12 protein-coding genes are annotated in these 13,926 nt (G+C 66.3%); 9 read left to right on the top strand and 3 right to left on the bottom strand.

What is annotated here, in order from left to right:
* Window positions 1-79: 79 nt before the first annotated feature.
* The 7 genes from araB to mmsB all read left to right on the top strand — a co-directional run bounded on the left by araB (window position 80) and on the right by mmsB (window position 9,353).
* Entirely contained in the window at window positions 80-1,843 is a 1,764-nt protein-coding gene (gene araB, locus AC1DBX_RS11955; protein ID WP_476931815.1) for a ribulokinase, read from the top strand.
* Window positions 1,840-2,520 carry an L-ribulose-5-phosphate 4-epimerase gene (locus tag AC1DBX_RS11960; protein WP_476859671.1) on the top strand — a complete coding sequence of 227 codons (681 nt, stop codon included), beginning with the start codon at window positions 1,840-1,842 and terminating at the stop codon, window positions 2,518-2,520. The genes araB and AC1DBX_RS11960 overlap by 4 nt, the downstream gene beginning before the upstream one ends.
* Window positions 2,521-2,602: 82 nt before the next feature.
* Window positions 2,603-4,123, top strand: coding sequence for an L-arabinose isomerase (araA, locus tag AC1DBX_RS11965; RefSeq protein WP_476931816.1), 1,521 nt, complete (start codon window positions 2,603-2,605; stop codon window positions 4,121-4,123).
* Entirely contained in the window at window positions 4,120-5,022 is a 903-nt protein-coding gene (locus tag AC1DBX_RS11970; protein WP_476931817.1) for an aldose 1-epimerase family protein, read from the top strand. The genes araA and AC1DBX_RS11970 overlap by 4 nt, the downstream gene beginning before the upstream one ends.
* A gap of 244 nt (window positions 5,023-5,266) precedes the next feature.
* The gene (chvE, locus tag AC1DBX_RS11975) at window positions 5,267-6,391 is read left to right on the top strand and encodes a multiple monosaccharide ABC transporter substrate-binding protein (RefSeq protein WP_476859674.1); all 1,125 of its coding nucleotides are present in this window, start codon (window positions 5,267-5,269) and stop codon (window positions 6,389-6,391) included.
* 137 nt (window positions 6,392-6,528) lie between these two features.
* Window positions 6,529-8,058 carry a multiple monosaccharide ABC transporter ATP-binding protein gene (gene mmsA, locus AC1DBX_RS11980; protein ID WP_476931818.1) on the top strand — a complete coding sequence of 510 codons (1,530 nt, stop codon included), beginning with the start codon at window positions 6,529-6,531 and terminating at the stop codon, window positions 8,056-8,058.
* A 5-nt stretch (window positions 8,059-8,063) separates the two neighbouring features.
* Window positions 8,064-9,353, top strand: coding sequence for a multiple monosaccharide ABC transporter permease (gene mmsB, locus AC1DBX_RS11985; RefSeq protein WP_028278178.1), 1,290 nt, complete (start codon window positions 8,064-8,066; stop codon window positions 9,351-9,353).
* Between the two features lie 292 nt (window positions 9,354-9,645).
* Here the strand turns inward: mmsB and AC1DBX_RS11990 are convergent, their stop codons facing one another.
* The 3 genes from AC1DBX_RS11990 to AC1DBX_RS12000 are packed head-to-tail and all read right to left on the bottom strand — an operon-like array spanning window position 9,646 to window position 11,582.
* Complete coding sequence (locus AC1DBX_RS11990; protein WP_476931819.1) at window positions 9,646-10,557, bottom strand: ribokinase; 912 nt, start codon at window positions 10,555-10,557, stop codon at window positions 9,646-9,648.
* Window positions 10,554-10,835, bottom strand: a complete 282-nt coding sequence (locus AC1DBX_RS11995; RefSeq protein ID WP_476931820.1) for a LacI family DNA-binding transcriptional regulator — start codon at window positions 10,833-10,835, stop codon at window positions 10,554-10,556. The genes AC1DBX_RS11990 and AC1DBX_RS11995 overlap by 4 nt, the downstream gene beginning before the upstream one ends.
* A 54-nt stretch (window positions 10,836-10,889) precedes the next feature.
* Window positions 10,890-11,582, bottom strand: coding sequence for a GntR family transcriptional regulator (locus tag AC1DBX_RS12000; RefSeq protein ID WP_476931821.1), 693 nt, complete (start codon window positions 11,580-11,582; stop codon window positions 10,890-10,892).
* Window positions 11,583-11,688: 106 nt separating this feature from the next.
* Between AC1DBX_RS12000 and AC1DBX_RS12005 the strand changes: the two genes are divergently transcribed.
* Both AC1DBX_RS12005 and AC1DBX_RS12010 read left to right on the top strand, forming a co-directional pair.
* Window positions 11,689-12,447, top strand: coding sequence for a LamB/YcsF family protein (locus tag AC1DBX_RS12005; RefSeq protein ID WP_223914816.1), 759 nt, complete (start codon window positions 11,689-11,691; stop codon window positions 12,445-12,447).
* A gap of 94 nt (window positions 12,448-12,541) precedes the next feature.
* A complete protein-coding gene (locus AC1DBX_RS12010) occupies window positions 12,542-13,882 on the top strand; it encodes an MFS transporter (RefSeq protein ID WP_476859679.1) in 1,341 nt (446 codons plus the stop codon).
* Window positions 13,883-13,926 lie beyond the last annotated feature (44 nt).

The raw sequence follows: 13,926 nt of genomic DNA on the forward strand, positions 1-13,926 counted from the left end.
GCCAGGCTTCTTGACAGCAAGTTTGTTAGCGCTAACAATAAGGGGGTTCGCAATGTTGCGGAACCTATTGGAGGATTTGATGGACTTCTCAGTGGACGGAACCGAAAACTTTGTCATAGGCGTGGACTACGGCACGCTTTCCGGGCGGGCCGTCGTCGTCCGGGTCCGGGACGGCAAGGAACTGGGCAGCGGGGTATTTGAATACCCGCATGCCGTGGTCACCGGCGAGCTTCCGAAGGACACGGCTGGCGTCGCCGGCATCCGGCTTCCGGGCGAATGGGCCCTGCAGGTGCCCAACGACTACCGCGACGTGCTCCGCCGGGCTGTGCCGGCGGCCGTCGCCGACGCCGGGATCGACCCAGCCGCCGTGGTGGGCATCGCCACCGACTTCACGGCCTGCACCATGGTCCCCGTCAAGGGCGACGGCACACCGCTGAACGAGCTTCCCGGATTCGCCAACCGCCCGCACGCCTACGTGAAGCTGTGGCGCCACCATGCCGCCCAGCCGCAGGCGGACCGCATCAACGCCCTGGCCTCGGAACTCGGCGAAAACTGGCTGCCGCGCTACGGCGGACTCATCTCCTCCGAATGGGAGTTCGCCAAGGGCCTGCAGTTGCTGGAGGAGGACCCGGAAAGCTACGCCGCGATGGACCGCTGGGTGGAAGCGGCTGACTGGATCGTCTGGCAGCTGTGCGGCAACTACGTCCGCAACGCCTGCACGGCCGGCTACAAAGGGATCTACCAGGACGGCCGCTACCCGTCCAAGGAATTCCTGTCCGCCCTGAACCCGGACTTCAAGGATTTTGTCAGCGCCAAGCTGGCGCACACCATCGGCCGGCTCGGCGATGCGGCCGGCTATCTGACGGCCGAGGCCGCCGCCTGGACCGGACTGCCGGAAGGCATCGCCGTCGCAGTGGGCAACGTGGACGCCCACGTCACGGCGCCCGCAGCGAAGGCAGTTGAGCCCGGGCAGCTGGTGGCCATCATGGGAACCTCCACCTGCCACGTTATGAACGGTGCCGAACTGCGGGAAGTCCCGGGCATGTGCGGCGTGGTGGACGGCGGAATCGTCGACGGACTTTGGGGCTACGAAGCTGGCCAAAGCGGAGTGGGGGACATCTTCGGCTGGTTCACGAACAACGGCGTCCCGCCCGAGTACCACCAGGCAGCGGAGGCGGCAGGCCTGGGCATCCACGAATACCTCACGGATCTGGCCTCGCGCCAGGCCATCGGCGAACACGGCCTCATTGCCCTGGACTGGCACTCCGGCAACCGTTCCGTGCTGGTGGACCACGAACTCTCCGGCGTCGTGGTGGGCCAGACCCTCGCCACCAGGCCCGAAGACACCTACCGGGCCTTGCTGGAAGCCACGGCCTTCGGCACGCGCACCATCGTGGACGCCTTCCGCGACTCCGGAGTGCCGGTCAGGGAATTCATCGTGGCCGGCGGCCTGCTGAAGAACAAGCTGCTCATGCAGATCTACGCGGATATCACCGGCTTGCCGCTCTCCACCATCGGCTCAACCCAGGGGCCCGCCCTGGGGTCGGCCATCCACGCCGCCGTGGCCGCAGGTGAATACGCGGATATCCGTGCCGCTGCGGCTGCCATGGGATCGGAGCCCGGCAGCATCTATATTCCCATCCCGGAAAATGTTGCCGCCTACGAAAAGCTCTTCCAGGAGTACCGCACGCTGCACGACTATTTCGGCCGCGGCAGCAACAGCGTGATGCACCGCCTCAAGGCGATCCAGCGTGCGGCCAGGCCCTCGTTTGCCGCCGCTGCGGGCGCTCCGCAGCAGAACGCCGTCCCCGCCGGCTCGGTCGCAGAGGAAGTGTCCGCATGAGCAACCTGCTGGAAAGCATCGCGGAGGTCCGTCGCGAGGTCTGCGAACTGCACGCCGAACTCACGCGCTACGAACTGGTGGTGTGGACGGCCGGCAACGTCTCCGCCCGCGTCCCCGGCCATGACCTGATGGTCATCAAGCCGTCCGGAGTCTCCTACGCGGACCTCACGCCCGAGAGCATGGTTGTCACGGACCTCTACGGCACGCCCGCGGAGGGCGACTGGAGCAACCCCGCGCTGTCACCGTCTTCGGACACCGCGGCGCACGCCTACGTTTACCGGCACATGCCGGAGGTCGGGGGAGTGGTGCACACGCATTCGACCTACGCCACGGCCTGGGCTGCGCGGGGAGAGGAGATCCCCTGCGTGCTGACCATGATGGGTGACGAGTTTGGCGGGACGATCCCGGTGGGCCCGTTCGCGCTGATCGGGGACGACTCGATCGGCCGCGGCATCGTGGACACCCTGGCCCAATCCAGCTCGCCGGCCGTGCTGATGCAGAACCACGGGCCCTTCACCGTGGGCAAGGATGCCCGCTCGGCGGTCAAAGCCGCCGTCATGTGCGAGGAAGTGGCACGGACCGTCCATATTTCCCGGCAACTCGGCGAACCCCTGCCGATCGACCCGGCCCAGATCGACTCGCTTTACGCCCGCTACCAGAACGTCTACGGCCGCTAGGCCCAAAACCGGGCCGCCAGGCCCAAAACCAGGCCGCCAGGCCGCGAAGCCGCCGTCGCCCCCACCATCCGCAGGAGAAAACATGTCCAACGCCAACAACACGTCCCTTGAGCAGTACGAGGTCTGGTTCCTCACCGGCAGCCAGCACCTCTACGGCGAGGACGTCCTCAAGCAGGTCGCCGCCCAGTCCCAAGACATCGCTGACGCGCTGAACGCCTCCGCCGACGTCCCGGTGAAAATCGTCTGGAAGCCCGTGCTCACGGACTCGGACGCCATCCGCCGCACCGCCCTGGATGCCAACTCGGACGACGCCGTGATCGGCGTGACCGCGTGGATGCACACCTTCTCCCCGGCCAAGATGTGGATCCAGGGCCTGGACCTGCTCCGGAAGCCGCTCCTGCACTTGCACACCCAGGCCAACGTCGAACTGCCGTGGGCGGACATCGACTTCGACTTCATGAACCTGAACCAGGCCGCGCACGGCGACCGCGAGTTCGGCTACATCCAGTCCCGCCTCGGCATCCCGCGCAAAACCGTCGTCGGCCACGTGTCCAACCCCGAGGTGTCCCGCCAGGTCGGATCCTGGCAGCGCGCCTCGGCGGGTTGGGCGGCCGTCCGGACCCTCAAGCTGACCCGTTTCGGCGACAACATGCGCAATGTCGCCGTCACCGAAGGGGACAAGACCGAGGCCGAGTTGCGCTTCGGTGTCTCGGTCAACACTTGGTCCGTCAATGAACTCGCCGACGCCGTGCACGGCGCGGCAGAATCCGACGTCGACTCCCTCGTCGCCGAATACGAGCGGCTCTACGAGGTGGCCCCCGAGCTCCGCGCCGGCGGCCCGCGCCACGAGTCGCTGCGCTACAGCGCCCGGATCGAGCTTGGGCTCCGCAGCTTCCTGGAGGCCAACGGCTCGGCCGCCTTCACCACGTCCTTCGAAGACCTCGGCGCACTGCGCCAGCTGCCGGGCATGGCCGTCCAGCGCCTCATGGCCGACGGTTACGGCTTCGGCGCCGAGGGCGACTGGAAGACTGCCATCCTGGTCCGGGCAGCCAAAGTCATGGGCGCCGGGCTCCCCGGCGGCGCCTCGCTCATGGAGGACTACACCTACCACCTCGTCCCGGCCCAGGAGAAAATCCTGGGCGCGCACATGCTGGAGGTCTGCCCGTCCCTGACTGCCGCGAAGCCGCGCGTGGAAATCCACCCGCTGGGCATCGGCGGCAAGGAAGATCCCGTCCGCATGGTCTTCGATACCGATGCCGGCCCCGGCGTCGTGGTGGCGCTGTCCGACATGCGCGACCGCTTCCGCCTCGTGGCCAACGCCGTCGACGTCGTGGACCTTGAGCAGCCGCTGCCCAACCTGCCGGTGGCCCGTGCCCTCTGGTCGCCCAAGCCGGACTTCGCCACCTCCGCTGCTGCCTGGCTGACCGCCGGAGCCGCCCACCACACTGTGCTTTCCACCGCCGTCGGCATGGACGTCTTCGAGGACTTCGCCGAGATCGCCCAAACCGAGCTGTTGACCATTGACGATGGCACCACCATCAGGGGCTTCAAGAAGGAACTCGCCTGGAACGCCGCCTACTACAAGCTGGCCGGCGGTCTGTGACCGGGGACGAATACGGGCTCCGGCACGGGGAGTACACCGCCGTCGTCGCCGCCCGCGGTGCCGCGGTGCGGACGCTGCAGTTCCGCGGGCGGGACCTGATCGTCCCGTTTCCGGCAGGCGGGCCCAACCCGGACTTCCGCGGCGTCATCGTGGCACCCTGGCCGAACCGGATTCCCGACGGGACGTACACCTTTGGCGGTGCGGACTACGAGCTCCCGGTCAACGAACCCGACCGGCAATGCGCCCTGCACGGCTTCACCCCGGAGCTGGAGTGGAGGCTGGAGTCCCGGACGGATTCCGCCGTGGAGCTCTCCTGCGCCATCGGGCCGACGCCGGGCTACCCCTTCGCGTTGTCGATCACCGCCAGCTACCGGCTGGCCAGCGGGGGCCTGCACACTGCCGTCACGGCAGCCAATGTGGGGCAGCGGTCCGCGCCCTACGGGGTCTGTCCCCACCCGTATCTGCTGGCCGGGCCGGCGCCGCTGGACCAATGGAGCCTGGAGGTGCCGGCGCGGACGTTCCTTGAGGTCACGCCGGACCGGCTGCTGCCGGTCGCCACCCGGTCCGTTGAAGGACACGGATATGACTTCCGCGCGGCCCGCGTCATCGGTTCTACCAAGATCGATCATGCCTTCACCGACATGGTGTTCGACGGCGACGGGCAGGCGCACGTCGTGGTCCGGGACCCGGGCGGGACCGGCGTCGGCATGGCCTGGGACCGCAGCTGCGCCTGGCTGCAGCTCTACACCGGGGATGCGGAACCGCCGCTGCCCGGCCGACTCGGACTCGCCGTGGAACCCATGACGTGTCCGCCGGATGCCTTCAACACCGGCACGGACCTCGTGCGGCTCGAACCCGGAGACTCGCACCGCGTGGCCTGGCGCATCTTCGCCGCATGAGGGTCCGGCGGCGGTAAGAAGGAGACTGGCGCCGAATGTGCGTTGACTCACATGTTTCAAGAAGCTATCTTTGACCATATTGTTAGCGATAACAATCAGCCGCAGATCCCTTGACGGCTGAATCCCCGTTCCATTCAGACCTCCGCAATCCTCCCGCTGTTACCGCCCCGCAGGGGCACGATGACGTGCAGGACTGCGATCAGGAGCAACTTCGCGGACTATGGGTCCGCGGAAGGAGAAAATTGTGAAGATCAGGAAACTCCTGGGCGCCGTCGCGGTTGTCCTCGCTGTGACCGTAGGGGCCACAGGCTGCGGCAGCCGGGCCGGCACGGCCGCCCCGGCCGCCAGCGCCGACGCCGCCGGTTCCCTCGTCGGGATCTCGATGCCGACGCAGACCTCGGAGCGGTGGATCGCCGACGGCAAGAACGTCTCGGAATCCTTGACGAAGCTCGGCTACAAAGCCGACCTGCAGTACGCCAATGATGACATCCCCACCCAGGTGTCCCAGATCGAGAACATGCTTACCAAGGGTGCCAAAGCCCTCATCGTCGCAGCCATCGACGGCACCACGCTGACCGATGTCCTCGCCAAGGCGAAGGAGCAGAACGTCAAGGTCATCGCGTACGACCGGCTCATCAACGGCACGCCGAACGTCGACTTCTACACCACCTTCGACAACTACACGGTGGGCGTCCAGCAGGCCACTTCGTTGCTGACCGGCCTGGGCCTTGTTGACGCCAGCGGCAAGAAGGTCGAAGGCAAGGGCCCGTTCAATGTGGAGCTCTTCGCCGGCAGCCCGGATGACAACAACGCCAACTTCTTCTGGACCGGCGCCATGGACACCCTCAAGCCGTACCTGGACGCCGGAACCCTGAAGGTGCCCAGCGGCCAGACCAAGTTTGAGCAGGCTGCCATCCTGCGCTGGCAGGCCCCCGTGGCCCAGAAGCGCATGGAGGACATCCTCACGGCCGCCTACAGTTCCGGCACCAAGCTCAATGGCGTCCTCTCCCCGTATGACGGCCTCTCCATCGGCATCATCTCGGCCCTGACGAGCACCGGCGGCTACGCCAAGGGAAGCCTGCCGATCGTCACCGGCCAGGACGCCGAAAAGGGTTCGGTGAAGTCCATCACCGCCGGCGAACAGTACTCCACGATCTTCAAGGACACCCGCCAGCTGGGAGCCCAGGCTGTGAAGATGGTCGACGGCCTCCTGAAGGGTCAGGAACCCGAGGTCAACGACACCAAGACCTACAACAACAAGGTCAAGGTCGTCCCTGCGTACCTGCTCAAGTCCGTCATCATCACGAACGAGAACTACAAGAAGGAACTCATCGACTCCGGTTACTACACCGCGGCCGACGTCAAGTAGCCACGTCGAAGGGTGGCGGGCCGCCGTCGAGTCCGGGCCGCCACCCTTTCCCGTAGACCCCTGCAGCCGCAGGCCTTTCCCGTAGACCCCTGCAGCCGCAGGACGTCTCAGGTACTACCAGTCAGTGAGAATTGGCGATGAACACACCCATTCTTCAAATGCGAGGAATCACCAAGACCTTCCCGGGCGTGAAGGCCCTCCAGGACGTCACCCTGCAGGTGAACCGCGGCGAAGTCCACGCCATCTGCGGTGAAAACGGCGCAGGGAAATCCACCCTGATGAAGGTCCTGTCCGGCGTCTACCCGCACAGCTCCTTCGACGGCGACATCCTCTTCGAAAACGAACCCTGCAACTTCTCCAGCATCAGCGACAGCGAGAAGCGCGGAATCGTGATCATCCACCAGGAGCTGGCACTTAGCCCTTACCTGTCCATCGCCGAGAACATCTACCTCGGCAATGAACAGGCCAACCGCGGCTGGGTGAACTGGCGCAAGACCAACCTGGAGGCCGCGAAACTCCTGGCCCGGGTGGGCCTGAGCGAAAACCCGGTCACCCCCGTCCAGCACATCAGCGTGGGCAAGCAGCAGCTCGTGGAAATCGCCAAGGCACTCTCGAAGGAGGTCAAGCTCCTTATCCTCGATGAACCGACGGCGGCCCTCAACGACGAGGACTCGAGCCACCTGCTGGACTTGATCCTGCACCTCAAGGGCCAGGGTGTCACCAGCATCATCATCAGCCACAAGCTCAACGAAATCCGCAAGGTTGCGGACGCCGTCACCATCATCCGCGACGGCAAGACGATCGAGACCCTCCGCCTGGGAGACGGCGAGATCACCCAGGAACGCATTATCCGCGGAATGGTGGGCCGGGACCTGGAAAGCCTGTATCCGGACCGGGAACCACGGATTGGCGAGGAAGTCCTGCGGATCGAGGACTGGTCCGTCCGTCACCCGCAGGACTACAGCCGGGTGGTGGTCAACAACGCCAGCCTCAACGTCCGCAAGGGGGAAGTGGTGGGGCTGGCCGGACTGATGGGTGCCGGCAGGACGGAGCTGGCCATGAGCGTCTTTGGACGGAGCTACGGCACCGCCACCTCGGGGAAGGTGTTCAAACACGGCACGGAAATCAACACTTCCACCGTCTCCGACGCCATCAAGCACGGCATCGCCTACGCCACTGAGGACCGCAAGCACTACGGTTTGAACCTCATCGAGGACATCAAGCGGAACGTATCCATGGCGGCGCTGCGCAAGCTGGTCAAGGGCGGCTGGGTGGACAAGAACCAGGAAACCGTGGTGGCCAACGACTACCGGAAGAGCATGAATATCAAGGCCCCCTCGGTTGCCGCCGTCACGGGCAAGTTGTCCGGCGGCAACCAGCAGAAAGTGGTGCTGAGCAAGTGGATGTACTCCGATCCGGACGTGCTGATCCTCGACGAACCCACCCGCGGCATCGACGTCGGAGCGAAGTTTGAGATCTACACGATCATCGCGAAGCTGGCCGCGGAAGGAAAGGCGGTCATTGTGATCTCCTCCGAACTTCCCGAACTGCTGGGCATCTGCGACAGGATTTACACCCTGTCTGCCGGGCACATCACCGGCGAGGTCCCGATCGCCGAAGCATCACAGGAAACCCTCATGCACTACATGACCAAAGAGAAGGAATAGCGAACATGTCCGCCCTCCGAGAATCCCTGGGCTTCCTGACAAGCCGCCTCCGCCAGGTTGGCATCTTTGTCGCCCTGATCCTGATCGTTCTGCTGTTCCAGATCCTGACGGACGGGATCCTGCTGGAGCCGCAGAACGTCACCAACCTGGTGGTCCAGAACAGCTATATCCTGATCCTGGCCATCGGCATGGTGATGGTGATCATCGCCGGCCACATCGACCTGTCCGTCGGTTCGGTCGCCGGCTTCATCGGCGCCTGTGCCGGTGTCATGATCGTGCACTGGGGCTGGGAGTGGTGGCTTGCTATTCCGGCCTGCCTGCTGATCGGCGCGCTGGTGGGTGCCTGGCAGGGCTACTGGATCGCGTACGTCGGCATTCCCGCCTTCATCGTCACCCTCGCCGGGATGCTGATTTTCCGCGGCCTGACACTGATCGTTCTCAAAAACCAGCAGATCACGCCGTTCCCCGGCGAACTGCGGGCGCTGGGCGGCGGCTTCCTGCCGGACATTTCCGGCGGCACGTCGGTGCTGGAGTGGCTGACGGTCATCCTTGGCGTCGGCGCCACCCTGGCGCTGGTGATCCAGGCGGTCAAGGAACGCCGGATCCGCAAGAAGTTCGAACTCGAGAACGAGCCGATGGCCTGGTTCGCCACCAAGACCGCGTTCATTGCCCTGCTCATGCTGACCATCACCTTCCTGCTCGCCAGCTACCGGGGAACCCCAATCGTCCTGATCGTGCTGGCGGTCCTGGTGATCGTCTACACGGCCCTGATGAACAACAGCGTCTTCGGCCGTCACACCTACGCACTCGGCGGCAACCTGCACGCGGCTGAGCTGTCCGGCATCAAAACCAAGGTCGTCACCTTCCGGCTGTTCGTGAACATGGGCGTCCTTGCCGCACTGGCCGGCCTCGTGTTCACGGCCCGGCTCAACTCCGCCCAGCCGGCCGGCGGCACGGGCTTCGAACTGGACGCCATCGCAGCGGCATTCATCGGCGGCGCCGCAGTCACAGGCGGCATCGGAACCGTGGCAGGGGCCATGATCGGCGGTCTCATCATGGGTGTCCTCAACAACGGCATGTCGATCCTGGGCCTCGGCACCGACTACCAGCAGCTCATCAAGGGCCTGGTACTGCTCCTCGCCGTCGGCTTCGACATCTTCAACAAGAACCGCAGCGGCAAGGGCGGTGGGATCTCGATCATCGAGCGTCTCAAACTGAAAACCCCGCCAGCGGCTGATGTCGACGCCGGGAAGCCGGCGGCAGAGCATCCGGTCCCGGTAGCGGCCGGAAAGTAGCACGGGATACTTCAGACTGCTGCGACCGGGGCGGCCTCCAAGAGGGCGGCCCCGGTCGGACGTTTATTGCGGGTCTTTGCTGTGCGGCTACCGGGCAGCCGATGGCGCAGTCTGGTTCCCGGCGGCGGCCGGCTCGCCGGCGATGATGGCGTCCACTTCAGCCTTTTCCTTGGCGCCCCAGGTTTCGCGGGTGTTCAGCCGGCGTGGTCGTTGCCGAGTGCGATTTTCATGGGTCTCCTTCGTGTGGGACTTAGTGCGGGACGTTCAGGCGGGGTGTTGCGGGGTTTGGCGGCTATGCCGGTACTTCATCGCGCCATGGAATCGATTCCATAGCGCCGGGGCGCGTCACGGCGACAGCGGAGGCATGGGTGGCGTGGAGCATTGCCGCAGGCATCTCGCGGTCGCTGCCGGCGAGGGATGCGGCGAGGTAGCCCACGAACGTGTCGCCGGCTCCGGTGGTGTCCCTGGCGTCCACCTTCCTTGCTGGCACGTGCAAGGGACTGCCGTCGACGACGGTGAAGGATCCTTCCGCGCCGGCGGTGCACACGATGGCGGGCCCCAGGACGGGCGGGAGCGACACGACCAGCTCCCGGTGGTTTCCTTGGATTCCGGCCAGGCCGGTGAGGCCCGCGAGAACCTGGATTTCCTGTTCGTTCACCACCAGGAGGTCGACGTCGTCGAGCAGCGCCTCGATCTGCCGGGGGGCCGGCGCGGCGTTGAGGATGACGAATGCCCCGCGACTCTTCGCGGTCCGCGCGGCCTGCCGGACCAGCGCCGTCGGGATTTCCAGCTGCAGGACCAGGACGTCGCCGGGCTGGACGCCGGCGAGTCCCGCTTCGACGTCGGCGGCGGTAAGCCCGGCGTTCGCGCCCGGACTCACGATGATCTGGTTTTCGCCCTGGTCATCGACCGCGATGACCGCCGTTCCGGTGGCGGCGGTGCCGCTGACCCGAACGTGGCCGGCATCGATGCCGGCCTCGGCGAGGACCTCAAGAATCCGCCGGCCATGGGCGTCGTCGCCGACGGCGCCGGTGAACCTCACCGCGGCGCCGGCCCGGGCGGCCGCGACGGCCTGGTTGCCGCCCTTGCCCCCGGGGCTGTACGTTGCGTCCGAGCCCCGGACGGTTTCGCCCGCCCGGGGCAGGGCGCTGACGCGGATGTTCTGGTCGATATTGAGGCTTCCGACCACAAAAACCGTGCTCATTGGACCTGCTCCTTCGGTGGTGCGGGACGGTGCCCGAAGCCGCAGTACATAGGGGCGGAATTGAGGGGCGCTGCCGTCACGATGACGTTGGTCCTGGTGGAACGGAGCGCGCGCGCCTGGGCGTTGGGGTGGAAGCCCAGCTCTGTGACGGCGGCGGCCACTCTCTGGCGGGACTCGGCGGAGGTCGCCGGGTTTCCGGAGAGCACCCCGGACGCCGTGGCGGGGGAGACACCGGCCAGTGCCGCCACGTCCTTGATGGTGATGGATGGTCCCGTCACTGCTGCCGCCTCCCGCGCTCAAAACGAATCATGGAATCGATTCCATGGAATCGTTCACTCGCCGTGGACGGCGGCCTGGCGCTCCTCGGACCGGTTCAAATAGGCCAGCAGCAGCGCGCCGGCGCGGTCCAGGTCTCCGGCTTCCAGGGCGGTGCAGATTTCCTCGTTGTCCGGCAGGTAGCCCCGGTAGAAGTGCGCGTCCACGGTGGCCTTGTGGAAGAACAGCCGCATCTCAGCCAGTACCTGGGACATGATCGTGTCCAGCCGCCGGCTGCCCGCCAGGGCCACGATCGCGCCATGGAAATGCTGGTTGGCGCTGCCCAGGCCCTCCTCGTCATTGGCGGCGGCGGCGGCTTTGCCCTCTTCAACGGCAGCGCGGACCACGGCCACGCGCTCCGGGCTACCGCCGCCGCGGATCGCACTGACTTCAATGGCGCGGCGCACGGTGTAGACGTCGTGGATGTCGCCGGCCTCGAGTCTGGCCACGAAGACGCCGCGGTTGGGGTGCCGGACCACCAGGCGCTCGGCCGCCAGTTCGGCGAAGGCCTCGCGGACCGTGTTGCGGGAGACGCCCAGGTCTTCGGCGATGGTCGACTCTGTGAGCCGGGCTCCCGGCAGGAGCAGGCCCTCCGCCAGTTGCAGGCGCAGCTCGGCCGCCACCCGGTCCGCCACGGAGGGGACGGCCACGCGCAGCCGCGCCGCAGCTGCGCCTAGGGCAGAGCCGGCAGCTGCATCGGGAGTGGTCATAGTGCCGAATCTACACGATTGTCCCAATGTTGAATCGTCGGATTGTTGAACAATCCGAGAAATTGATGCATCCTAGTAGGGGGCTATCATGAGACGAGGATCACAAATGGCAACCATTGACCTGAACAGCGACGTTGGCGAGTCCTTCGGCCGCTGGACCCTGGGCGACGACTCGGCGATGTTCCGCTCGGTCTCCAGCGCCAACGTGGCGTGCGGATTCCATGCGGGCGACCCCAGCGTCATCCGCCGGACCTGCCGCGAGGCGGTTGCCGCCGGCGTCGTGATCGGCGCCCACGTCGGCTACCGCGATCTCGCCGGCTTCGGCCGCCGCTTCCTGGACATCGACCCGATCGAACTGGCCGACGACGTCGTCTACCAGATCGGTGCGCTGCAGGCGCTGGCTGCCGTCGAGGGCGGCACGGTCAAGTACGTCAAGCCGCACGGCGGCCTCTACAACGCGATCGTCTCGCACACCGGCCAGGCGAAGGCCGTCGTCGACGCCGTGAAATCCGTTGACCCGAACCTGCCCATCCTGGGCCTGCCGGGCTCGGAAGTGCTGCGCCTGGCCGAGGCCGCCGGCCTCCGCGCGGTGACCGAAGCCTTCGCGGACCGGGCCTACAACCCGGACGGCACCCTCGTGTCCCGTACGCTTCCCGGAGCCGTGCTGGAGGACCCCGCTCTCGTCACTGAGCATGTCCTCCGGATGGCCACCGATTCCGCCATCCGCACCATCGACGGCTCCATCCTGAAAATCCGCGCCGAAAGCATCTGCGTGCACGGTGACTCCCCGGGGGCCGTCGCCATGGCCGCTGCCGTCCGCGAAGCGCTCAACGCCGCAGACATCACCACCGCCGCCTTCGTCTAGGCCGCAGCTTCACGCTTCACACCCCGGTTCTGCCGGGACCACCCGCACCTAAACCCAAGCAACAGGCAGCACCCCGCACACCTGGAGGAAAACCATGACTGCAGCACCGCATCAGGCCACCCCGGCCGCCGGCAAGAGGAGGATCCCGCCTGGTGCCCTCAAGGCCTATGTCGCGAGCCTCACCGGCACTTCGCTGGAGTACTACGACTTCGCGATCTACTCCGTGGCCTCGGCCCTCGTGTTCCCCAAGGTCTTCTTCCCGGGTAACGACGAATACGTCGGGCTGCTGCTGTCCTTCTCGACCTTTGCGGTTGGCTACCTCGCCCGTCCCATCGGCGGCGTGATCTTCGGCCGGCTCGGTGACAAGATCGGCCGCAAGCAGGTCCTCGTGACCACCCTGCTGCTGATCGGCATCGCTACGGTGGTGATCGGCGCGCTCCCGGGCTACGCCACCATCGGTATAGCCGCACCCATCATCCTCGTGTTGCTGCGCCTGGCGCAGGGCATCGGCGTCGGCGGCGAGTGGGGCGGGGCCGTGCTGCTCTCGAGCGAATTCGGCGACGCGAAGCGGCGCGGCTTCTGGTCTTCCGCCGCGCAGATTGGCCCGCCCGCCGGCAACCTGATGGCCAACGGCGTTCTGGCCGTGCTCGCCGCGACGCTCAGCAACGAAGAGTTCCTCTCCTGGGGCTGGCGCGTGGCCTTCCTCGCCTCGGCGGTGTTGGTGGGCTTCGGCCTGCTGATCCGGCTGAAGCTCGAGGAAACTCCCGTCTTCAAGGCCATCCAGGCCCACGGCGAACAGCCCAAGGCCCCCATCAAGGAGGTCTTCACCAAGGAGCCGCGCGCCCTCGTCTCGGCCGCCCTGTCCCGCATCAGCCCGGACGTGCTGTACTCCCTGCTCACCGTCTTTATGGCCGTGTACGCCACCAAGGAACTGGGCATGAGCACCAGCAACGTACTGACCGCCATCCTGATCGGCTCAGCCTTCCAACTGTTCCTGATCCCGGCGGCGGGCGCCCTCACGGACCGCGTCAACCGCCGACTCGTATACGGCATCGCCGCCGTCGGAACCGCCGTCTACATTCCGCTGTTCTTCCTCATGATTCAGGACAAGTCGGTCCTCACGCTGACCATCGGAATCGTGATCGGGCTGGCCTTCCACGCCTTCATGTATGGCCCGCAGGCGGCTTACATCACCGAACAGTTCCCGGCGCGGCTGCGCTACGCCGGCAGTTCGCTGGCTTACACCCTGGCCGGCGTGGTCGGCGGCGCTATCGCACCGCTGGTCTTCACTGCCCTCTTCGCTGTCAGCGGCAACTGGTTCCTGATCGCCGGCTACCTCGCGGTCGCCTCCATCGTGACCGTGATCGGGCTGGCCATCGGGCGCAACCCGCATACCGACGAGGAGGAGCGGCTCCTGCAGGAAGCCCGCGCCTGAGCGGCGCGGATCTTCTTCGGCGGATCCTGTCCGCCGGCATGATT

This window comes from Arthrobacter sp. 10N44_2, from assembly GCF_056394385.1.